The sequence below is a fragment of the Flavobacterium psychrolimnae genome, assembly GCF_003312425.1.
Taxonomy (GTDB): Bacteria; Bacteroidota; Bacteroidia; order Flavobacteriales; family Flavobacteriaceae; genus Flavobacterium; species Flavobacterium psychrolimnae.
Genome location: NZ_QNUX01000017.1, coordinates 18924 through 41656, shown reverse-complemented (window position 1 = coordinate 41656; position 22733 = coordinate 18924). Strand labels below are relative to the sequence as shown.

Here is a 22733-nt window from a genome sequence, read left to right as displayed (position 1 = left end):
AGTTAAAAAATTAAGCGCTAATACTTGCAAGTATTAGCGCTTTGTCTTTACTTTGCACTGTTCCTATATTTATTGAAAGTTATCACGAAAGGCGGAGGGAAAGACCCAATGAAACCTTAGCAACCCTTTATCTTTAAAGAAGGTGCTACATTCTACTTTGTACTGAACAGTTTCAGTATCTAAGATAGATAACACACGAATACTCACTTAGTATTTCTCAAACCTTTTCTTGACAACATATATTTTTAGCCTGCTGAATTAATTTCAGTATCAGGAGCGAACAATTGGCGTTTTTTTGCCAATACCGTTCCCGCTTTCCGTTGCAATCTTTCTCGTCCTGAACTTGTTTCAGGATCCTGAAACAAGTTCAGGACGAGAAAGGATTTTCACTGCAATCGGGGCTAAAGAGCTAAAATAGTGAACTTTTGTAATTATTAATCAAAAGTGTGAATCCTGATACCTATCGAGATTCACAAGAAATAAAAAGGTATGTCAAGCATTCAAGAAGCCATTAAAAAAAACATACTCGTACTCGATGGAGCTATGGGAACCATGTTGCAACGATACAATTTTTCCGAAGAAGATTTTCGAGGCGAACGTTTCAAAGATTTTCCACATTCCTTAAAAGGGAATAACGATTTATTATCAATCACGCAACCACAAGCAATACGAGCAGTTCACGCAGCTTATTTTGAAGCTGGAGCGGATATCGTTGAAACCAATACGTTCTCAGGAACCACCATCGGAATGGCCGATTACCATCTCGAAGATTTGGTATATGAACTCAACTATGAATCAGCACGAATTGCCCGTGAAGTAGCCGATGAATTCACAGCCAAAAATCCAGACAAACCTCGTTTTGTTGCGGGTTCAATAGGACCAACAAACAGAACGGCCAGCATGTCACCAGATGTAAACGATCCGGGTTACAGAGCCGTAACTTTCGATGATTTGCGCATTGCTTACAAACAACAAGTTGAGGCTTTGATTGACGGAGGAAGTGATTTATTGTTAGTAGAAACTATTTTTGACACTTTAAATGCCAAAGCAGCACTTTTTGCCATTGAAGAAGTCAAAGACGAACGCAATATCGATATTCCAATCATGGTTTCCGGAACGATTACGGATGCATCAGGAAGAACACTTTCTGGTCAAACCGTAGAAGCTTTTTTGGTTTCGGTTTCACATATTCCGTTGTTGAGCGTAGGTTTCAATTGCGCTTTGGGAGCTGATTTGTTGAAGCCTTATTTGCAAACTTTGTCGCAAAATACTTCATTCAATGTGTCGGCGCATCCTAATGCAGGATTGCCAAACGCATTTGGAGAGTATGATGAAACACCGCAAGAAATGCAAGCTTTAATCAAAGAATATTTAGACGATAATTTAGTCAATATCATAGGCGGTTGTTGTGGAACAACGCCAGAACATATCAAGTTGATTGCTGATATAGCAAAGGACTATAAGCCGAGAGTTTCGACGGCGGTGATGTAACTAAGAATGCCCGCGTGAGGGATAGCAGTGAAAAGCCCACAGTCTCGTCTTTTCGGATGAGACGAGGACTTGCAACGAATAGCCCGACCCTTTTTGGGTCACGCCCAAAATAATAATAAGATATACGAAACCTGAACGTTTGCTGAAATCGTGAAGGATCAAACAAAATAAAAATGGCACAAGCAGAAACTAGAAGAAACCTTGTTTTATCGGGATTAGAGCCTTTAATCATTACGCCGGAAAGCGTATTTGTGAATATTGGTGAACGTACGAATGTAACAGGTTCTAGAAAATTCCTTCGATTAATCAAGGAAGAAAAATACGAAGAAGCACTCAGTATTGCCAAAGAGCAAGTGGAAGGTGGCGCGCAAATCATCGATATTAATATGGATGAAGGAATGCTGGATGGCGAATACGCTATGACAAAATTCCTAAATCTAATCGCTGCAGAACCTGATATTTCCCGAGTGCCAATCATGATTGACAGTTCGAAATGGGACATCATTGAAGCGGGATTAAAAGTAGTTCAAGGAAAGAGTGTAGTAAATTCGATCTCTTTGAAAGAAGGGGAAGAACAATTTATTCATCATGCTAAATTGATTAAGCGTTATGGAGCTGCAGCTATTATAATGGCTTTTGATGAAACTGGACAAGCGGATAATTATGAACGCCGAATAGAAATTTGCCAACGTTCGTATGATATTTTGGTAAACAAAGTTGGTTTTCCTCCACAGGATATTATTTTCGATTTGAATATTTTTCCTGTTGCAACAGGAATGGAAGAACACCGATTGAACGCATTGGATTTCTTCAGAGGAACCAAATGGGTTAGAGAAAATCTTCCTCATGCGCACATTAGCGGTGGTGTGAGTAATGTTTCGTTTTCGTTTAGAGGAAATGACACGGTTCGGGAAGCGATGCACTCAGTGTTTTTGTACCATGCGATTCAGCATGGTATGACTATGGGAATCGTGAATCCAGAAATGCTTTCTATCTACGACGAAATTCCAAAAGATTTATTAGAACGTGTTGAGGATGTAATTCTAAACAGACGCGATGATGCAACGGAACGTTTGTTGGACTTTGCAGAAAATGTAAAGGGAGACGTAAAGAGTAATGAAAAAGCAGTTCAGGAATGGCGTTCGGGAACTATTCAGGAACGATTGACGCACTCGTTAGTAAAAGGAGTCGATGAATTTATAGAAATCGATGTTGAAGAAGCTAGACTTGCAGCAACAAAACCTATCGAAGTAATCGAAATCAACCTAATGGCGGGAATGAATGTTGTTGGGGATTTATTTGGTTCGGGTAAAATGTTTTTGCCACAAGTGGTAAAATCAGCTCGTGTAATGAAGAAAGCGGTAGCTTATTTATTGCCATTTATTGAAGCCGAAAAAGATGGTGTTTCGAGTTTTGCAGGTCGTATCTTAATGGCGACGGTAAAAGGCGACGTACACGATATTGGAAAAAATATTGTTTCAGTTGTTTTGGCTTGTAACAATTATGAAATCATTGATTTAGGGGTTATGGTTGCACCTGAGAAAATCATCGCTGCCGCAATAGAACACAACGTTGATATTATTGGTTTAAGCGGATTGATAACACCGTCACTTGATGAAATGGTTTATCTCGCTAAAGAGTTAGACAAAAGAAACATAAAGATCCCTGTGATGATTGGCGGAGCAACGACTTCACGAGCGCACACTGCCGTGAAAATTGCGCCACAATATAAATCAACTGTTATTCACGTAAATGATGCTTCAAGAGCCGTAACGGTTGCTGGAAATTTATTGAATAGTGAAAAGAAAATTTTTGCAAGTGACATCAGAGCAGAATATGATGCTTTTAGAGAAACTTTTTTAAATCGTTCACGCGACAAAAATTTCTTGACAATTGAGCAAGCTCGTGTTAATAAACTTAAATTAGATTGGGAAAACTACAATCCAATGAAACCTAATTTTATTGGAACAAAAACAATCGAAGTCGATTTGGATGTTTTGGTTCCGTACATTGATTGGACACCGTTTTTTAGAACCTGGGAATTGTTCGGGAAATATCCGGCTATTTTAACGGATAATGTTGTTGGCGAACAAGCTACTTCTGTTTTTGCGGATGCCAAAGAAATGTTGGACGTTATTTTGAAAGAAAAGAAATTGACTGCCAAAGGAATTTACGGAATCTTTCCTGCGAATCAAGTGAATGATGACGATATTGAATTAAGCGATGAAAGTGGAAAAGTCTTGGAGAAATTCTTGACGTTGCGTCAGCAATCACAAAAAACGAAAGGTGCTCCAAATATTGCATTGTCGGATTTTATTGCTCCGAAAGACAGTGGTAAAACCGATTATATGGGTGCGTTTTGTGTCACGACCGGTTTTGGGGTTGATGAATGGGCAGCAGAATTCGAAAGAGATTTAGACGATTACAATTCGATTATGGTGAAAGCATTGGCAGATCGTTTTGCAGAAGCTTTTGCAGAATATTTACATGAAAAAATCCGTAAAGAAATTTGGGGATACGCTTCTGATGAAAATTTAACAACAGAAGCTATGATTGAAGAGGTTTATAAAGGTATTCGTCCTGCACCGGGTTATCCGGCTTGTCCTGACCATTTAGAAAAACCAACAATTTGGAAATTACTAAATGTAGAACAAGAAATTGGAGTGACTTTAACCGAAAGTATGGCGATGTGGCCAGCTTCTTCGGTTTCAGGATACTATTTTGGGAATCCGGAAAGTAAGTATTTTGGACTTGGAAAAATAAAAGAAGACCAAGTTATTGATTACGCCAAACGTAGAAGCGTTTCGACTGAAGTAGCTATGAAATGGCTGAACCCAAATATTGCGGATTAAAACATAGTCGTAAAGTCAAAAGTCATAAAGTCCAAAGGACGTGACTTTCGACTTTTGACATTCAAACTTTAAGACTTAAAATGAAAGTAACACAACATATAGAAGACTCAAAAGGAGAAACGTTGTTCTCCTTCGAAATTATTCCGCCTCAAAAAGGGAAAAGCATTCAGGAATTATACGATAATATTGATCCGTTGATGGAGTTCAAACCGCCATTTATAGATGTAACCACTTCTCGCGAAGAGTTTATTTATGTCGATAAGGGAAATGGATTATTGGAAAAAAAACTAACCAGAATGCGTCCTGGAACGCTTGGAATTTGTGCTTCAATCAAGCATAAGTACAATGTAGATACAGTTCCTCATGTGCTTTGCGGTGGTTTTACCAAAGAAGAAACCGAATATTTATTAGTCGATTGTCATTATCTGGGAATTGATAATGTGATGGCTTTGCGTGGCGATGCGATGAAGGACGAGCAGTCTTTTGTTCCTAAAAAAGGAGGGAATGATTTCGCAGTCGATTTGGTCAAGCAAATTAACCAATTGAATTGCGGAAAATATTTGCATGACGTGATGGATGTTGATAACAAAGCTAATTTCTGTATTGGAGTTGCGGGATATCCGGAGAAACATTTAGAATCACCGTCTTTAATTTCTGATTTAAAAAGATTGAAAGAAAAAGTAGATGCAGGAGCTGATTATGTGGTGACACAAATGTTTTTTGATAATGCTAAATACTTTGAATTTGTTGCTAAAGCCAGAGAAATGGGAATTACAGTTCCTATTATTCCAGGAATTAAACCAATCGCAGTACAAAGACACTTACAGGTTTTACCACAAATTTTTCGAATTGATTTGCCAGAAGATTTAATTCATGCAGTTGATCAATGTAAAAACAATGCTGACATCAGACAAGTAGGAATCGAATGGGCGATTCAACAATCTTTAGAATTGAAAGCTGCCGGAGTTCCCGTGTTACATTATTATTCCATGGGGAAATCAGAAAATATTCGACAAATAGCGAGTAAGGTTTTTTAAAGTCATTGCGAGGAACGAAGCAATCCTATTAAATTAATAATATTATGTTTGATCTCAGAGGTTTTTAAAACCTTTGAGGTCATTTTCTATCTAGTGTTAATACCACTTCTAAAAATATCCTTTTGCTTTTGGTGGTTTGTAGGGAATATTTTGTATTTTGGCAATAGGGGATTTAGTAGTTTTTATTTATAAAATATTAACAATTAAAAATTTATGAGTGAAGGAGTTATGTTTTACAAAAATCCAAAAATTGATTATATACTCATGCTTTTTGGAGGACAAGCAATACCAACAAAGCAGGATAAATTTAAGCCTATAAAAATTTATGAGATTCAAAAAAACGAAGAAGAAAAAGTTTTAGACAATTTTTATGTAAAAAAACCGATTACGGATTCTGTTCTTAAATTTAATAATCTTATAAAAGATACTGCTAAAGAAAAATTTAGAGAAGGTAAAATAATAAAAAAACCTCATGAAGTTGAAGTTATAATTTCTATATCAATCACTGAAAAAAGGTATAAGGAAGTTGATGTTGATAATCTTGCAAAATGTGTTTTAGATAGTTTGAATAGTATAGCATTTGAGGATGATTCTCAAATTTCTAGTTTAATATGTACAAAACATATTCATCCAATGAAGCTTAATGGTATTATGATTGGAATAACAAAGATCACGGAAACTAATAAAGGATTTAGAGATGGTATTAAAATGATGAGTACAACAGAGTGGTAGATTTCTTTTCAAGAAATAGTAGATTTATTCTCTAATTTCAAAATATTATTAGGCGTTTTAGGGTTAACAGTTAATGTGAATTTTTGATTTGGTTATATTGCAATTGATAGAAAGTCTAATGATTATGAAAGTAAATTTTTTATAAAATAAATAATATGTCAACAAAAAAAGGGGGACTGCAATTTGGAATAATTATTATAGTATTAATCGCTTTATTTTATACAGCGAAAGTTTATTGGTTTAAAGAAGAATTAAAAACTGTGTTTGGTGAGCAAAAGAATGAAAAATTTGAAATAACTGATTTGAATACGTCTTTTGGGATAATTGATCGAGTTGAGAGTGGTAGTATCATTGCTGCTATCAATAATAAACCGCGTAAAATTAGTTATAATGTTCCTTATATTCATATTAAGGCTAAAATTAGAAATATAACAGGTGATAATATAGAGGATGCAGAATTAACGCCTGAACTGAATGTGAATTTTAAGTATGGTGAGAAATCTTATTTATTATTCAGGAAAACACTTTATTGTTGTGGCCAAGAATGGAAAGCTGGAGAAACTATTACAGTGGATGATGACTTTTACTTGACAAGTGACAAGAGTTTTGATAGTAAAGTATTAAATCATAATCCAGAACAAATTAAGTTAAATCTCTATTTAAAAGCTTCAAATTCTGTAGGATTAAATTCATACGACATGATCTATAATGAAATAATTAATTCATGGATTGTAAATCCACGCTAACTACTCAAAATAAGTCTGAACATTGCCAACTATTTCGTAATCTCTCTAAATACAGCTTCTAGATTTTTATTTTTCTGATTCAGCTGCAAGGTTTTCAAACCATTGGCATTCGCAAAATCAAAAACAGCAGGACGCATGTCTTTATCCGCTTTGAAAGTTAATTCCCAAATCATATCATGCGTATTTTTATAAGAAACAAGATTTTCAATTTTAGCAATTAATTGTTCCTCTATTTTATAATCAAATTCTACTTCGATAACTTGTTCCTTGTCTTCAGAAATTAAATTGTCCAGTTTTTTATCGGTAACAATTTTACCGTTATTGATGATAATCACGCGGTCACAAATGGCCTCGACTTCCTGCATAATGTGTGTGGAAAGGAAAACCGTTTTGTCTTTCCCCACGTTTTTAATCACATTACGAATTTCCATTAATTGATTCGGGTCTAAACCGGTAGTTGGTTCGTCCAAAATCAAAACATCAGGATTGTGCAATAAAGCATTGGCAAGACCTACACGCTGGCGATATCCTTTAGATAATTGTCCAATTTTTTTATGACTTTCAGTACTTAAACCAGTCAATTGAATTACTTCTTCGATTCTGGATTTGGCTACTTTATAAACATCAGCATTAAAAGCCAAATATTCTCTCACATACAAATCCAAATACAACGGATTGTGTTCCGGAAGGTAACCAATAGAAAGTTGCACTGCTTTCTGTTGAGTGTTTACATCATTTCCATTTACGATTGCAGTGCCTTCATCGGCATTGATGTAGGTTGTCAATATTTTCATTAAAGTTGATTTTCCGGCTCCATTTGGACCTAAAAAACCAACGATTTCTCCTTTTTTTATAGAAAATGAAATGTTATCCAATGCTTTTTGGGCACCGTAACTTTTTGATATGTTATTTACTTCTATTGACATGGAATTTTATTTGTTGCAAAAGTAAACAGAAAAAACATTGATTTATTGTTTTTTGTAGCTCAATAGCTAAAAAGACCTAAGTCAAAGTTTTACAAAGCGGGATGATATTCTATTTTAGATTTATATATTTACCCTAAACTATATAAATATGAATTTGAAAAATACACAGTCGGGCAGTTTCTTGAAAAATTACAAAAGTATTTTATTGCTACTTGGCGGAATTCTGGCAGGTAGCATTTTGGGTTTAGTTTTTGGAAAAGGCGTAGAGGTGATTAAGCCTTTGGGCGATATATTTCTGAATTTATTGTTTACAGCAATTATCCCGTTGATTTTTTTTACGATCGCTTCTTCGATTGCTAATTTAGAAAAATCAGAGAAACTCGGTAAATTGTTTGTAATTGTCATTGGCGTATTTTTAAGTACAGTATTGATTTCGGCTATTTTGATGCTCGTTGCTGTTTTGTTATTTCCCATTCAGCAAGATATTATTCTTTCAAAAATACCTTTGGAAAGTGTACAAAGTGCAAATACAGGTTCACAAATTACTCAATTGCTCACAGCGGGGGATTTTTATGAGCTACTTTCTCGAAAAAGCATGTTAGCGCTCATCATATTTTCGTTTTTAATAGGATTTGCCAGTTTGCAATCGGGTGAAAAAGGGAAAGATTTCAGTAGGTTCTTGAATTCAGGCAATGAAGTGATGAAACAATTGTTACACATGATTATGAAAACTGCTCCAATAGGGTTGGGTGCTTATTTTGCGTATCAAGTTGGGATATTTGGACCGCAATTATTTGGCGCTTATGCAAAACCTTTGGGACTTTATTATGCAGTTTGCGCTTTTTACTTTGTCGTATTTTTTAGTTTGTACGCATTTATCGCCGGAGGAAAATTAGGATTTAAAGTGTTTTGGAAAAATAATATTACGCCTTCCTTAACAGCATTGGGAACCTGCAGCAGCATTGCGACAATTCCTGCTAATCTGGAAGGTGCCGAAAAAATGAATATTCCGGCTCACATCAGGAATGTAGTTATTCCACTGGGAGCACCTTTGCACAAAGATGGTTCTAGTATGTCGTCGATTATAAAAATTGCAGTAATTTTCGCCATGTTTGGAAAAGATTTAACGGATCCGAATACGTTACTAATGGCATTGGGAATTACAGTAATTGTTTCAGTAGTTGAAGGCGGAATTCCAAACGGAGGTTACATAGGAGAAATATTGGCGATTACCGTTTATGGATTTCCAATGGAACAAGCGCTTCCGGCAGCAATGATTGTGGGAACTTTGGTAGATCCAATGGCGACATTGCTGAATGCCAATGGCGATTTGGTTTCGGCTATGATGGTAACTCGAATTTCGGAAGGTAAAAAATGGATTTCGGAAAAATTAGTGACTTGATTTCTGAATGTTTCAAAGGTGGAATGGAGGGTGAGAATATTTTAGTTGACTGAAATCTTAAATGTGTAATAACTAAAAAGGATTTTAAAAGTCTTTTTTTTAAACATTATATAATTAATAACCAGTTTTTTAGCGAATCCTTTTTTTGTTCAACAAAATCAGCTTTTTTTTTTGGTTAGCTGGAAATTATGTATACATTCGCACAGTAATTAATACAAAAAAGCAACAACATGTTGAGTAACCGATTTTATTTTAGCAATTCTTATTATTTCTTCTGGAAAGTAGAAAGGGATTGTTGTATGGTTATTTGATTATAAAATTAAATTGATACTATAAATATACAATCCCGATGAAAATCGGGATTTTTTTTTGCTTAAAAATGTGTAAAATGAATGAAATAATTGGAATACAAGGGATAACGGGTTCTTTTCACCATCAGGTGGCACAGGAATATTTCAATCAGGCAGTTATTGTTGATGAATGTTTGTCCTTTGAAGAATTAGTAGATAACCTGCTTTCAGGCAAATCAGATCAGGCAGTTATGGCGATAGAAAATTCTATTGCGGGTCCAATTATTCCAAATTACGCATTGATTGACAAAAATAATTTGCACATAATAGGAGAACATTATTTGAGAATTCATCAAAATTTAATGGCGTTAAAAGGTCAAAAAATGGAAGATATTCAGGAAGTGCATTCGCATCCAATGGCTATTTTACAATGTATGGAATTCCTGAAAAAATATCCAAACATAAAATTAGTTGAAGACAAAGATACTGCTGAAACGGCGCGTAGAATTCAGGAAAAACAGTTGAAAGGAATTGCCGCAATTGCCAGTAAAATCGCTTCTGAAATGTATGATTTAGAAATTTTGGCTCCGGAAATCCAAACGATTAAAAATAATATGACACGTTTTGTGATTATCAAAAAGGACAATTCATTTGTTCCGGAAAACAAAATCAACAGAGCGTCCATCAAATTTGAATTGGACCACAAACGTGGCAGTTTGGCGGCAGTTTTGAATGTAATGAGCGATTGCAAATTGAATTTAACCAAAATTCAGTCGTTACCAAAAATAGAAACACCTTGGAAATATTCGTTTTTTGTGGATGTTACTTTCGAAAAATACGAAGATTATGCTAAAGCAAAGTCATTATTGATCATCATGGCGGAGTATTTCAAAGTGTTAGGCGAATATAAAAACACAAAATTATAATTAATCGAAAGTTACAAAGTCAAAAAATATTAAAACTTACACATGATTACTACAGCGAAACGTCTCGATATAATTGAAGAATACTATTTCTCGTCAAAATTGAGAGAAGTAAGACAACTGGCTTCTGAAGGGAAACCTATTATCAATATGGGAATTGGAAGTCCGGATTTGCAGCCGTCACAAGCGGTAATTGACGCAGTAGTTCTGGCAATGCAAGATGAAAATGCGCATCAATACCAAAGTTATCAAGGATTACCGGAATTGCGTCAAGGCATGGCTGATTTTTACAAAAATAATTACAGAGTTGCGTTGAATCCGGCTAACGAAATCTTGCCTTTGATGGGTTCCAAAGAGGGAATTATGCATATTTCACTGGCTTTTTTGAATGAAGGCGATCAGGTGTTGATTCCAAATCCAGGATATCCAACATACACTTCGGTGACGAATTTAGTTGGAGCAGTTCCAGTTTATTATGACTTAAAAGAAAATAATAACTGGGAACCGGATTTTGAAGCTTTAGAGAAATTAGATTTATCGAAAGTGAAAATCATGTGGATTGGTTACCCGCACATGCCAACAGGAGCAAGAGGAAGTTTGGAATTGTTTGAAAAGTTGGTGGCTTTCGCCAAAAAACATAATATTTTGTTAGTTAATGACAATCCGTACAGTTTTGTTTTAAATGACAATCCGATGAGTTTATTGCAAGTGGAAGGAGCAAAAGACGTGGTTTTAGAATTGAATTCTTTGAGCAAGACTTTCAACATGGCGGGCTGGAGAGTTGGAATGCTTCTAGGAAATGCAGCTTGTATCGATGCAGTTTTAAAAGTAAAAAGTAACATGGATAGCGGAATGTTTTACGGGATTCAAAAGGGAGCAATTGAAGCTTTGAAAAGTGACAAAACTTGGTTTGAATCGATGAATGCGATTTATAAAAAACGCAGAATTCTTACGGAACAACTGGCGGAGAAATTAGGGTGCAAAGTGTATAAGGAAGGAGTTGGATTATTTGTTTGGGCAAAATTGCCGGACGGAATTACATCGGCAGAGAAATTCATTGATGAAATTTTATATGACAAATCTATTTTCATTACACCGGGAACAATTTTTGGTTCTAATGGCGAAGGTTACATCCGATTTGCACTTTGTGTAAAAGAAAAAAAAGTACAGGAAGCGATAAATAGATTCTAGATTGTTGATTAACGATTTCAGATTTTCCTACAAGACTTTCAAAACCTTGTAGGTATATAAATAAAACCATGAAAATATACGTAATAGGAATAGGATTAATCGGTGGTTCAATGGCATTGGACATTAAAACGTTGCATCCGGAAGCCAAAATTTATGGAATTGATAACAACGAAAGTCATTTGGCGGAAGCCATAGCTTTAGGAGTTGTGGATGCAGCTGCAACATTTGATGATTTAGTGGATGCAGACTTTGTAATTGTTTCAGTTCCTGTTGATGTTGCATTGATAGTTTTGCCGAAAGTTTTGGATGTTATTGGGGATAATACGATTGTTTTTGAAGTGGGTTCTACTAAAATGCCTATTTGCGAAGCAGTAGCCAATCATCCTAAAAGAAGGAATTTTATAGCCACACATCCTATTGCAGGAACGGAGTTTTCGGGACCTTCGGCGGCGATAAAGGGATTGTTTCAAGGGAAGACAAATATCATTTGTGAGGTAGAGAAAACGACTTTCAAATTACAGGAGAAAGCGCTGGATTTGTTTAAAGCAATGGGAATGAGAATCCGTTATATGGATCCAAAATCACATGATAAACATATTGCTTATGTGTCTCATTTATCACATATAAGTGCCTTTATGCTGGGAAAAACGGTAATTAATAAAGAGAAAGACGAACAGGATATTTTTGATATGGCAGGTTCCGGTTTTGAAAGTACGGTTCGTTTGGCCAAAAGTTCCCCAGCAATGTGGACGCCAATTTTTAAACAAAACAGGAAACAGGTTGTGAAAACATTGGAGGAATACATTTCGAATTTATCGAAATTTAAAGAATTATTAGAAAAGGAAGATTACGATGCGATTTACAATGAAATGCAAAGCGTCAATAAAATAAAAGAAATATTAAACGGAATGAATGTTAAAAAGTAATCAGCATTCATCCCGAAGCTTCGGGAGCAGGTTACAGTCAAAAAGAACAACACACAATAAAATATTAAAATAAAATTAGAAAAGATGGAAAACAAGAAAGAAATGAGAAATTGGTTGAATGAATTCAATTTGACTCATCCATTTGTGATCGCAGGACCTTGTAGTGCTGAAACAGAAGAACAAGTATTGAAAATTGCACATGAATTGAAAGATTCAGATGTAAGCGTTTTTAGAGCAGGAATTTGGAAACCAAGAACACGTCCGGGAGGATTTGAAGGTGTTGGTGAAATTGGATTGAAATGGTTAAAAAAAGCTAAAGAACAAACCGGATTGCTAATGGGAACGGAAGTGGCAAATGCGGCTCACGTAAAATTGGCTTTGGAATATGATATTGATGTATTGTGGATTGGTGCCAGAACTACCGTAAATCCATTTGCAATGCAAGAAATTGCAGATGCTTTAGCAGGAACTAAAAAAATCGTATTGGTTAAGAATCCGGTAAATCCAGATTTGTCTTTATGGTTGGGTGGTGTTGAGCGCTTGTACAATGCTGGAATTGAGAAATTAGGGGTGATTCACAGAGGTTTTTCAACTTATGAAAAAACAAAATACAGAAATATTCCAGAATGGCAGATTGCTATCGAATTGCAAAATAAATTCCCTGATTTGCCTTTAATCATTGACCCGTCTCATATTACAGGAGACCGCAAAATGATTCTTGAAGTGACTCAACAAGCTTTGGATTTGAATTATGATGGGATGATTATCGAAACACATTACGATCCAGACAATGCATGGAGTGATGCTGCACAACAAGTTACGCCAGATGCTTTAAAACAAATTTTTATTGATTTGAAAGTAAGAAAAGTAAACGATGTATCGGATGCATTTACTCAAAAAATGGCTAAATTAAGAGCTAATATTGATGTTTTGGATGCTACGTTGTTAGAGCTTTTGGGTAAAAGAATGAAAGTAGCGGATGAAATAGGTCAAGTAAAAAAAGACGCGAACGTTGCTGTATTGCAAAATAATCGTTGGAATGAAATCCTTGGAAAAATGATTTTGGATGGTGAGAAAAAAGGATTGACTGAAGAATTTGTACTAAAAATGTTCAAAGCGATTCACCAGGAAAGTATTGGTCACCAAGAAAAAGTATTGAATTCTTAGTCCGTATTTTTTTCAACAAGAAATCCCTACAGCTTTTTTAAGTCGTCGGGATTTTTTGTTTTTACAGATTGATAAAAACTTTAAACTTTAAACTTTAAACCTCAAACAAAGAATTATCTTTGCAAAGTCTTAGATTTTAAATTAGAAATCTAAAATCGTTAATCTTCAATCAAAAATCCTCAATGACAGGACTCGTATACAAATCTACAGGAAGTTGGTACACCGTAAAATCCGAACAAGGTGATTTTATTGAATGCCGTATGAAAGGGAAATTCCGAATTAAGGGAATCAAAAGTACCAATCCTATTGCTGTAGGCGATGTTGTGGATTATGAACTAGAAGAATCATCTGATACCGTTACGGGGACCATTCATAAAATTCACGACAGAAAGAATTATATTGTTCGGAAATCTGTCAATTTATCGCATCAGGTGCATATTATTGCGTCTAATATTGATCGAGTTTTCTTGTTAGTTACGATTAATAATCCGCCAACGACTTTTAATTTTATTGATCGTTTTTTGGTTACAGCAGAAGCATATGGAATTGAAACGATATTAGTTTTTAATAAAATAGACACTTTTGATGACGCCTCACTTGATGAGCAATTGTATATGCAGCATGTGTATCAAGAAATAGGGTACAAATGTCTTCGCGTTTCTTCGACTGAAATGAAAGGAATCGAGGAGTTGAAAGCAATGATGATTGGCAAAGTGAGTATGTTCTCCGGACATTCTGGTGTTGGAAAATCAACATTGGTAAATGCAATGGAGCCTTCTTTGCATTTAAAAACAAAAACAATTTCTGAAGCAAGTAAGCAAGGACAACATACCACAACATTTGCTGAGATGTACGATTTGTCTTTTGATGCTAAAATTATTGACACGCCAGGTATCAAAGGTTTTGGAATTGTCGACATGGAAAAAGAAGAAATTAGTGGGTATTTCCCTGAATTTTTCAAATTGAAAGAGCAATGTAAATTCAATAATTGCTTGCATAAAGACGAGCCGCATTGTGCTATTAAAGTTGCTTTAGAAAAAGACGAAATCGCTTGGTCCCGTTATAGAAGTTACCTTAAAATTCTGGAAGGAGATGATGAAAATTACCGTACTGATATTCATAACGAGGATAGAATAATCAGTGATAAAACAAGGGAATAATAATATCAATTTCAATTTTAATAATGAAAGTTGTAATTCAAAGAGTTTCCTCAGCCTCCGTAACAATAGATGCTGAAATCGTAGCCGATATTCAGAAAGGATTATTGGTTTTAGTTGGTATTGAAGATGCAGATAACCAGGAAGATATAGATTGGCTGGTTAATAAGATTACTAACATCCGCATTTTTGGGGATGAAAATGATATAATGAATTTATCCGTCAAAGATATAGATGGCGATATCATTGTGGTAAGTCAATTTACACTGCACGCCGCTACCAAAAAAGGAAATCGTCCTTCCTATATAAAAGCTTCAAAACCAGAAGTAGCCATTCCGTTGTACGAAAATTTTGTACTTCAGTTAGAAAAAGAATTGGGTAAAAAAGTACAAACCGGCATATTTGGTGCTGATATGAAAGTGCTTTTATTAAATGATGGTCCTGTAACAATAGTAATTGACAGTAAAAATAAAGAATAAGATGAACCTAAAAAATTCCCAACTCGACGTAGATACTTGGATCAAAGAACACGGCGTTCGTTACTTTAACGAACTAACTAATATGGCACAACTTACCGAAGAAGTAGGCGAAGTAGCCCGAATCATTGCCCGCCGTTATGGAGAGCAATCCGAAAAAGAAAGCGATAAAAATAAAGACCTTGGCGAAGAATTAGCCGATGTGGTTTTTGTGGTATTGTGTTTGGCAAACCAAACCGGAATCGATTTACAAGCCGCTTTTGATAAAAAGATGGATTTGAAATCCGTTAGAGACAAAGACCGTCACAAAAACAACGAAAAACTCAAATAATTTGTGAAGTATAAATTATGAATTATAAATGCGGAGTGGTAAATTGCGAACTTGAATTATACCACTCATAATTCATAATTCATAACTCATAATTAGCTACATGAATTTAAAATTAAGTACGAATTCACAATTCACAATTGATAATTCAAAATTAAATATTACTGGTTCAAAAAGTGAGACTAACCGATTATTACTGTTACAAGCCTTATTTCCAAATATTACTTTGGCTAATACTTCCAATTCTGATGACAGCGAAGTCATGCAAAAAGCGTTGAAAGGAAACGAGGAAATAGTTGATATTCATCATGCGGGAACGGCAATGCGTTTTTTAACGGCTTATTTTGCTGTAAACGAAGGTCGCGAAGTTGTGTTGACCGGCTCTCAAAGAATGACGGAGCGTCCCATAAAAGTTTTGGTGGAAGCCTTGGAACAATTGGGTGCTAAAATCTCCTACGAGAAAGAAGCAGGATATCCGCCAATTCGAATCAAAGGACAAAAAATTACTGCTTCTAAAGTGAATATTCCTGCCAATGTAAGCAGTCAATACATATCGGCGTTGTTATTAGTGGCGCCAAAACTGGAAAACGGAATCGAAATCACTTTAGTCGGTGAAATCACTTCTGTTCCTTACATCAAAATGACATTGGCTTTGTTGAATGATTTAGACATCAAAACCAGTTTCGAAGGAAATGTAATTACGGTATATCCAAAACAAGAAGTAGCGTCGAAAGTAATGACCGTTGAATCCGATTGGAGTTCTGCATCGTACTTTTTTAGTCTGGCTGCCTTGGCTGAAAATGCTACGATTTCATTAAACAGTTATAAAAAAACTAGTTTGCAAGGTGATTCAGCTTTGGTTGAAATCTACAAACAAATGGGTGTTGAAACGCATTTTGAAGGAAACAAAATGACTCTGGTAAAACAGTCTGATTTTAAACCTGAAAATTTAACCTTAGAATTGAATAATACACCAGATATCGCCCAAACCATAGTTGTTACTTGTCTTGGATTAGGAATTGGTTGCCATCTGACAGGTTTGCATACCTTGAAAATTAAAGAAACGGACCGACTCGAAGCACTTAGAATTGAGTTAACAAAATTGGGAGCGAATATATCGGTGACCAATGATAGTTTGACGCTTCTGGCTTCAAACCAAATCAATCCTGATATTAAAATCGGTACTTATAATGATCACCGTATGGCGATGGCATTTGCACCATTAGCTATAAAAGTGCCAATTATCATCGAAAACGCGGAAGTCGTTTCAAAATCATACCCTGATTTTTGGGAAGACATGAAGAAGTTAGGATTTAACGTGTCTGAAATTTTATAAATTAAATTTTATGTAGTGCCTTCGCGCCTTTGTGGCAGTGGACTTTTGAAAATAAACAGCAAAACACTTGACAACGCCTATCTCACAATCGTATATTTGCAAACTATTATAATTTATTGAGGCTTAACTCGTAACTTATAATTCATAACTCATAAATTTATCAAATGAAATTATCACATTTTCAATTCGATTTGCCAAAAGAACTTCTTGCCGAATATCCAGCTGAAAACAGAGACGAATCTCGTCTAATGGTTATTGATCGCAAGAAAGGAACTATAGAGCACAAAATGTTCAAAGATGTTATCGATTATTTTGACGAAGGTGATGTTTTAATTCTGAATAACACGAAAGTTTTTCCAGCTCGTTTGTACGGAAATAAAGAAAAAACGGGAGCTAGAATCGAAGTTTTTTTACTTAGAGAATTAAACTCTGAGCAAAGACTTTGGGATGTTTTAGTTGATCCGGCACGTAAAATTAGAATTGGTAACAAACTATATTTTGGAGATGACGATTCATTAGTGGCTGAGGTTATCGACAATACAACTTCTCGCGGAAGAACATTGCGTTTCCTTTACGATGGTTCGTATGAAGAATTCAGAAATAAATTGACAGAACTTGGAGAAACTCCAATCCCAAAATATATTTCTAGAGATGTAACTCCGGAAGATGCGGAACGTTACCAAACTATTTATGCTAAAGAAGAAGGAGCTGTTGCAGCGCCAACTGCAGGATTGCACTTCTCGAAACATTTATTGAAAAAACTGGAAATCAAAGGAATTAAATTTGCCGAAGTTACGCTTCACGTAGGTTTGGGGACTTTCAATCCAGTTGAGGTTGAAGATTTATCAAAACACAAAATGGATTCTGAGGAATTAAAAATTACTCAGGAAGCATGTGATATTGTGAATGAAGCCAAAGCTAAAAAGAAACGTATTTGTACCGTAGGAACTACTTCTATGCGTGCCGTTGAAAGCTCAGTTTCTTCGCAAAATACCTTGAATCCGTTTGACGGATGGACAAACAAATTTGTTTTTCCTCCTCATGATTTCACGATTCCAACGTGTATGATTACTAATTTTCATACGCCAAAATCAACTTTATTAATGATGGTATCTGCATTTTGTGGTCATGATTTAATGAAAAAAGCATACGCAGAAGCTATCGAAAAAGAATATAAATTCTATTCTTACGGTGATGCAATGATGATTATCTAATCTAAAATTAGATTCTAAATAAAAAAATCTCGTCAGTAATGGCGAGATTTTTTGTTTTATAATAGTGTGTGTCCCGCTGAAAAAGCGGGTCGGGCTCTACGCTGTATCTTTATTTTCTTAAAGAAAGAAAATAAAGGATGCCGCTTCCATCCCTCACACGACGTTGTATGTATAAAAGTGGTTTGTATTCCTAATTCACTTGATACACCAATCGTACCGTGATATTAGCCGTTTTGTTTTTGGATTGCGTATTAAAGGAACCGCCATAAGAAAAATCTTCCGATGAGTTTTGACCTGTAATTTGAAAAACGCCCATATCTGATTTCTTTAAATTCCCTAAACTCGCATCAGCATTTTCAGCAATACTTTTCGCTCTGATACTCGCGTCTTTTGTGGCTTCGGCAATCATTTTTATTTTTAACTCAGCTAGTTTGGTGTAATAGTATTCCGGTGGAGACGAATAAAATTCTACGCCTGAGTTGATCAATTCACTGGATTGTCTGGATAATTCCTCAATTTTATTTACTTCCTTAGATTGGATACTTACACTTTGGGTTAAAGTAAATCCAGTAAAAATTTGCTGCCTTGTAGTTCCGTTTTCATTGAAGGTAGTTTCAAAATCTTTATTGAAATTCACCGCTGAGAAAACCATTTCATTCGGCGCAATTCCTTTGCCGGATAAATAGCTTTTTATTTTTTCTCTATCAGCATCTAATGCGGCATAAGCATCTTTCAAAGTCATGCTTTTTTTAGAAAACGAACCGCTCCAAACAATCAAATCCGATACAAAATCCTTCTTTCCGGAACCGGTCACACTTATGGTATCGTTACTTTTATTTCGATTCTGAAAAGCATTCGAAAATAAATACGAGGAAATTACCACAGCGATGGCAATAATAATAACGTTTAAACTGTTTTTAAGCATAGCTAAGAATTTTAAATTCAATCAAATATAAGTAAATAACGAGTAGTTTCTTAATTCCGTACAGGAATTGGGAACTATTTTTTCGCATTCTAAAATTTAACTCTTTTATGGGTTGCCAATCAGTGAAAACTCTTTTATCTATCGCTCCTTTTTTACTACTTTTACAAAACAAAATACATATTATGACTTTCGAAAATACCCTTGAATTTGCAAAAAAATTGGATTCACAAGATCAATTACATAAATACCAAGACGAATTTATCTTTCCGCAGGTAAATGGAAAAAAGGTGATTTATTTTACTGGAAATTCATTGGGATTACAACCCAAACGAACTAAAGCATATGTAGATGAGGTGATGAATGATTGGGCAAATCTCGCCGTTGAAGGACATTTTTACAGTGAAAAACCTTGGTGGGATTATCACGAACGATTTGCAAATCCGTTGAGTAAAATTGTTGGTGCACTTCCAAGTGAAGTCACGGTAATGAATACCTTGACAGTGAATCTTCATTTGTTGATGGTGTCTTTTTACCGACCAACAAAGACCAGATATAAAATTATTTGTGAAGAAAAAGCTTTTCCTTCGGATCAATATATGTTTCAAAGTCAGGTTCATTTTCATTCCCGAAGCATCGGGATAAAACCAGAAGATGCGATTGTCGAAATCAAACGTCGCGAAGGCGAACACAACATTCGCTTAGAAGATGTTTTGGCAAAAATTGAAGAAGTCGGTAACGAGTTGGCTTTAGTTTTAATTGGTGGTGTCAATTATTACACCGGACAAGTATTTGATATGAAAACCATAACCGCCGCAGGTCATAAAGCGGGAGCTTATGTAGGTTGGGATTTAGCGCATGCTGCTGGAAATGTGAAGTTGGAATTGCACGATTGGAATGTGGATTTTGCAGCATGGTGCAGTTATAAATACATGAATTCAGGTCCGGGAAATGCTTCGGGATGTTTTATTCATGAAAAACACCACAACAATGCGGAGTTGCCTAGATTCGCGGGTTGGTGGGGACACAATAAAGAACGTCGTTTCAAGATGGAACCAACTTTTGATCCTATTCATGGAGCCGATGGTTGGCAAATCAGTAATCTGCCCGTACTTTCTCTGGCGCCATATTTAGCATCAGTAGACATGTTTGACGAAATAGGGATGGATGCATTACTCCAAAAAAGAGATACTATCACCTCGTATTTAGAATTTATTCTGCACGAAATAGACAAAGAAGTCGCTAGTAGTTTCGAAATTATTACACCGTCAAATCCATCGGAAAGAGCGTCTCAATTATCAGTCTTACTCCATGGGGAAGGACGCAGTTTGTTTGATTATTTGATGAAAAATGGCGTTATAACGGATTGGCGTGAACCCAATGTTATCCGTTTAGCACCAGTTCCTTTATACACATCGTATGAGGATATGTACGAGTTTGGTCAGATTCTGAAAGCAGGAATTTTGGACAAAGCGAATCTTTAAATTATATAAATTATTAATTGAATTACATAAGTGCAATTTACAAGTTTAAGCGTTTCTTTGTAGTATTAGAAATTGAAAACATTCAAATTATGAAAGCATTATATTTTATATTAGTAGCTATACTTATTGTTTCTTGTCAGAACCAAGGAAAAATGGAAATTGAAAACGCTAAAGTAGCAACGGTAGATTCCATGAAAGTTGAAATGGAAAAGCAAAGAGTAATTGACTCTATGAAACAAGAAATGGTCAAAATTGAAGCTGCTAGAATTGAAACGCAAAAAGAAGTTGTTGTTGTAAACAAGCAATCACCTTCGACTACAACGACTACAACAAATACTACCACGCAAAGAAAAGGCTGGAGTAGTACTGCAAAAGGTGCTGTCATTGGAGCTGGTGTAGGTGCTGCAACAGGAGCAATTATCAGTAAGAAAAAAGTACAAGGTGCTATTATTGGTGGTGTTGCAGGTGCAGGAATTGGAGCCGGGACCGGAGCAATTATAGACGGAAGCAAAAAGAATTAGATTTACCAGTAAATAAACAAGAGTGTTTAAGTTCATAATAGAATTTAAACACTCTTTTTTTATGGAAAATTTTGGGTTTAATACGAATCCATATTGGTGATGATTTCATTTGCCTTAACTTTGATTTGATATAATTCTTCTGGATTTATTTTCTTTAATAAATTCAGCATCATTCCCATTCGTTGGTTTCCTTTGAAATATTCTTTTTTCTCATCCAGGAAATTCCAATATAAAGTATTAAAGGGACAGGCGTTATCACCAAATTTTTCTTTCACTTTATAATGGCATTTGGCACAATTATTACTCATTTTATTGATATAACTTCCGGAGGAAACATACGGTTTGGTGGCAATTATTCCGCCATCTGCATATTGTGACATTCCGCGGGTGTTGGGCATTTCGACCCATTCAATGGCATCAATATATACCCCTAAATACCATGCGTCTACTTCGTCAGGATGAATCTGCGTTAGTAATGTAAAATTTCCAATTACCATCAGTCGCTGAATATGATGCGCATAAGCTTCGTCTAAACTTTGATTGATAGCGTGGCTCATGCAATTCATTTTGGTTTTACCAGTCCAAAAAAAATCTGGTAATTTATTTGTATTTTCCAAGACATTCATTTGGGCATAATTGGGCATCTCTTTCCAATATATTCCCCGAATGTATTCGCGCCAACCTAAAATTTGTCTTACGAATCCTTCGACTTGTGAGATAGTTATATCCATTTCATTGGCATGATAAAAAGAAATAACGGTCTCGATTACTTCTTTTGGCGAAAGCATTTTACTATTCATGGCAAATGACAAACGAGAATGAAAAAGGAATTTTTCATCGGTGTGCATCGCATCTTCATAATCACCAAAATGTTTCAACAGATTTTTACAGAAATAATCTAAAACCTCCAACGATTGTTCACGCGAAGTAGGCCAACTGAAATTATCTGGATCGATGTTCCCAAAAGTCACGATTCCTGCTTCTACTATTTGTGCAACAACTTCTGAAACATTGGTATGAAAATTCTTTTCTGACGGAACCGGAACTTCACCTTTATATTTTTTGCGATTATCAGCATCAAAATTCCATTGGTTGCCCAACGGAGTGCTTCCATCCATCAAAACATGATGTTTTTTTCGCATGTTCCTGTAAAAATTCTCCATCAGCAATAACTTCTTTCCTTCAAAAAAATCAGAAAGTTCGTGACGTTTGGTGTAAAAATGTTCGGAGTCAAAAGCTTCAGATGCAATTTTTAAATTGGAACAAATCATTTTTAGTTGTTGGTCCAGTCGGTATTCGTCGGGTAATTGATATTCAAATTTTTCTATGTTATATTTTTCGATACAAATGGAAATGATTTTTTCTAAATCTTGTGGATTCTCAACATTGGTAATTTGAAAATAGACTGCTTGATGTCCATTTTCTTTTATTGCTGTGTAAAAATTCCGGATTGAGATGAAAAATGCCACTACTTTTTGGATGTGGTGCTTTACATAATCCGTTTCCTGACGCATTTCTGCCAGAAGATAAATAGTATCTTTATCACATTCACGAAACCAAGAATGTTCTGAATTCAATTGATCGCCAAGGATTAAGCGCAGTTTTTTCATTT

General features: G+C 35.4%; 20 protein-coding genes and 1 riboswitch. Of the genes, 17 read left to right on the top strand and 3 right to left on the bottom strand.

The window, feature by feature from the left end:
- Positions 1 to 76: 76 nt before the first annotated feature.
- A riboswitch (SAM riboswitch) is annotated at positions 77 to 195 on the top strand.
- A 294-nt stretch (positions 196 to 489) separates the two neighbouring features.
- The 5 genes from DR980_RS15190 to DR980_RS15165 all read left to right on the top strand — a co-directional run bounded on the left by DR980_RS15190 (position 490) and on the right by DR980_RS15165 (position 6858).
- The gene (locus DR980_RS15190; protein WP_113637727.1) at positions 490 to 1491 is read left to right on the top strand and encodes a homocysteine S-methyltransferase family protein; all 1002 of its coding nucleotides are present in this window, start codon (positions 490 to 492) and stop codon (positions 1489 to 1491) included.
- 173 nt (positions 1492 to 1664) lie between these two features.
- A complete protein-coding gene (gene metH, locus DR980_RS15185) occupies positions 1665 to 4343 on the top strand; it encodes a methionine synthase (protein ID WP_113637725.1) in 2679 nt (892 codons plus the stop codon).
- 80 nt (positions 4344 to 4423) lie between these two features.
- Positions 4424 to 5380, top strand: a complete 957-nt coding sequence (metF, locus tag DR980_RS15180; protein WP_113637723.1) for a methylenetetrahydrofolate reductase [NAD(P)H] — start codon at positions 4424 to 4426, stop codon at positions 5378 to 5380.
- Positions 5381 to 5593: 213 nt separating this feature from the next.
- Positions 5594 to 6112, top strand: a complete 519-nt coding sequence (locus tag DR980_RS15170; RefSeq protein WP_208630819.1) for a RusA family crossover junction endodeoxyribonuclease — start codon at positions 5594 to 5596, stop codon at positions 6110 to 6112.
- 155 nt (positions 6113 to 6267) lie between these two features.
- Positions 6268 to 6858, top strand: a complete 591-nt coding sequence (locus DR980_RS15165) for a hypothetical protein (protein WP_113637719.1) — start codon at positions 6268 to 6270, stop codon at positions 6856 to 6858.
- Between the two features lie 29 nt (positions 6859 to 6887).
- Here the strand turns inward: DR980_RS15165 and gldA are convergent, their stop codons facing one another.
- A complete protein-coding gene (gene gldA / locus DR980_RS15160) occupies positions 6888 to 7784 on the bottom strand; it encodes a gliding motility-associated ABC transporter ATP-binding subunit GldA (RefSeq protein ID WP_113637717.1) in 897 nt (298 codons plus the stop codon).
- 148 nt (positions 7785 to 7932) lie between these two features.
- On the opposite strand from gldA, the gene DR980_RS15155 reads away from it, so the two are divergent.
- The 10 genes from DR980_RS15155 to queA all read left to right on the top strand — a co-directional run bounded on the left by DR980_RS15155 (position 7933) and on the right by queA (position 18194).
- Positions 7933 to 9186 carry a dicarboxylate/amino acid:cation symporter gene (locus tag DR980_RS15155; protein ID WP_113637715.1) on the top strand — a complete coding sequence of 418 codons (1254 nt, stop codon included), beginning with the start codon at positions 7933 to 7935 and terminating at the stop codon, positions 9184 to 9186.
- Positions 9187 to 9574: 388 nt separating this feature from the next.
- Positions 9575 to 10402 carry a prephenate dehydratase gene (locus DR980_RS15150; protein ID WP_113637713.1) on the top strand — a complete coding sequence of 276 codons (828 nt, stop codon included), beginning with the start codon at positions 9575 to 9577 and terminating at the stop codon, positions 10400 to 10402.
- Positions 10403 to 10444: 42 nt separating this feature from the next.
- On the top strand, positions 10445 to 11590 hold the full coding sequence (locus DR980_RS15145) for a pyridoxal phosphate-dependent aminotransferase (protein WP_113637711.1): 1146 nt from the start codon (positions 10445 to 10447) through the stop codon (positions 11588 to 11590).
- Positions 11591 to 11658: 68 nt separating this feature from the next.
- Positions 11659 to 12516, top strand: coding sequence for a prephenate dehydrogenase (locus DR980_RS15140; RefSeq protein ID WP_113637709.1), 858 nt, complete (start codon positions 11659 to 11661; stop codon positions 12514 to 12516).
- 84 nt (positions 12517 to 12600) lie between these two features.
- Positions 12601 to 13683: a bifunctional 3-deoxy-7-phosphoheptulonate synthase/chorismate mutase type II gene (locus DR980_RS15135; RefSeq protein ID WP_113637707.1), complete on the top strand. Its 1083-nt coding sequence runs from the start codon at positions 12601 to 12603 to the stop codon at positions 13681 to 13683.
- A gap of 182 nt (positions 13684 to 13865) precedes the next feature.
- Positions 13866 to 14843: a ribosome small subunit-dependent GTPase A gene (rsgA, locus tag DR980_RS15130; protein ID WP_113637705.1), complete on the top strand. Its 978-nt coding sequence runs from the start codon at positions 13866 to 13868 to the stop codon at positions 14841 to 14843.
- 23 nt (positions 14844 to 14866) lie between these two features.
- Positions 14867 to 15319 (top strand): D-aminoacyl-tRNA deacylase, encoded by a 453-nt coding sequence (dtd, locus tag DR980_RS15125; protein ID WP_113637703.1) that lies wholly within the window; start codon positions 14867 to 14869, stop codon positions 15317 to 15319.
- A gap of 1 nt (position 15320) precedes the next feature.
- Entirely contained in the window at positions 15321 to 15647 is a 327-nt protein-coding gene (locus DR980_RS15120; protein ID WP_039110839.1) for a nucleotide pyrophosphohydrolase, read from the top strand.
- Positions 15648 to 15747: 100 nt separating this feature from the next.
- Positions 15748 to 16980, top strand: a complete 1233-nt coding sequence (gene aroA, locus DR980_RS15115; RefSeq protein WP_113637701.1) for a 3-phosphoshikimate 1-carboxyvinyltransferase — start codon at positions 15748 to 15750, stop codon at positions 16978 to 16980.
- Positions 16981 to 17144: 164 nt separating this feature from the next.
- The gene (gene queA / locus DR980_RS15110; protein ID WP_091173319.1) at positions 17145 to 18194 is read left to right on the top strand and encodes a tRNA preQ1(34) S-adenosylmethionine ribosyltransferase-isomerase QueA; all 1050 of its coding nucleotides are present in this window, start codon (positions 17145 to 17147) and stop codon (positions 18192 to 18194) included.
- 190 nt (positions 18195 to 18384) lie between these two features.
- On the opposite strand, the gene DR980_RS15105 is transcribed toward queA, so the two are convergent.
- Positions 18385 to 19119, bottom strand: coding sequence for an SIMPL domain-containing protein (locus DR980_RS15105; RefSeq protein WP_091173323.1), 735 nt, complete (start codon positions 19117 to 19119; stop codon positions 18385 to 18387).
- 182 nt (positions 19120 to 19301) lie between these two features.
- On the opposite strand from DR980_RS15105, the gene kynU reads away from it, so the two are divergent.
- The gene (gene kynU, locus DR980_RS15095) at positions 19302 to 20600 is read left to right on the top strand and encodes a kynureninase (RefSeq protein ID WP_113637697.1); all 1299 of its coding nucleotides are present in this window, start codon (positions 19302 to 19304) and stop codon (positions 20598 to 20600) included.
- Positions 20601 to 20689: 89 nt separating this feature from the next.
- Entirely contained in the window at positions 20690 to 21121 is a 432-nt protein-coding gene (locus DR980_RS15090) for a YMGG-like glycine zipper-containing protein (RefSeq protein ID WP_113637754.1), read from the top strand.
- Positions 21122 to 21198: 77 nt separating this feature from the next.
- On the opposite strand, the gene DR980_RS15085 is transcribed toward DR980_RS15090, so the two are convergent.
- Complete coding sequence (locus DR980_RS15085) at positions 21199 to 22731, bottom strand: cryptochrome/photolyase family protein (protein WP_113637695.1); 1533 nt, start codon at positions 22729 to 22731, stop codon at positions 21199 to 21201.
- Between the last annotated feature and the right edge of the window lie 2 nt (positions 22732 to 22733).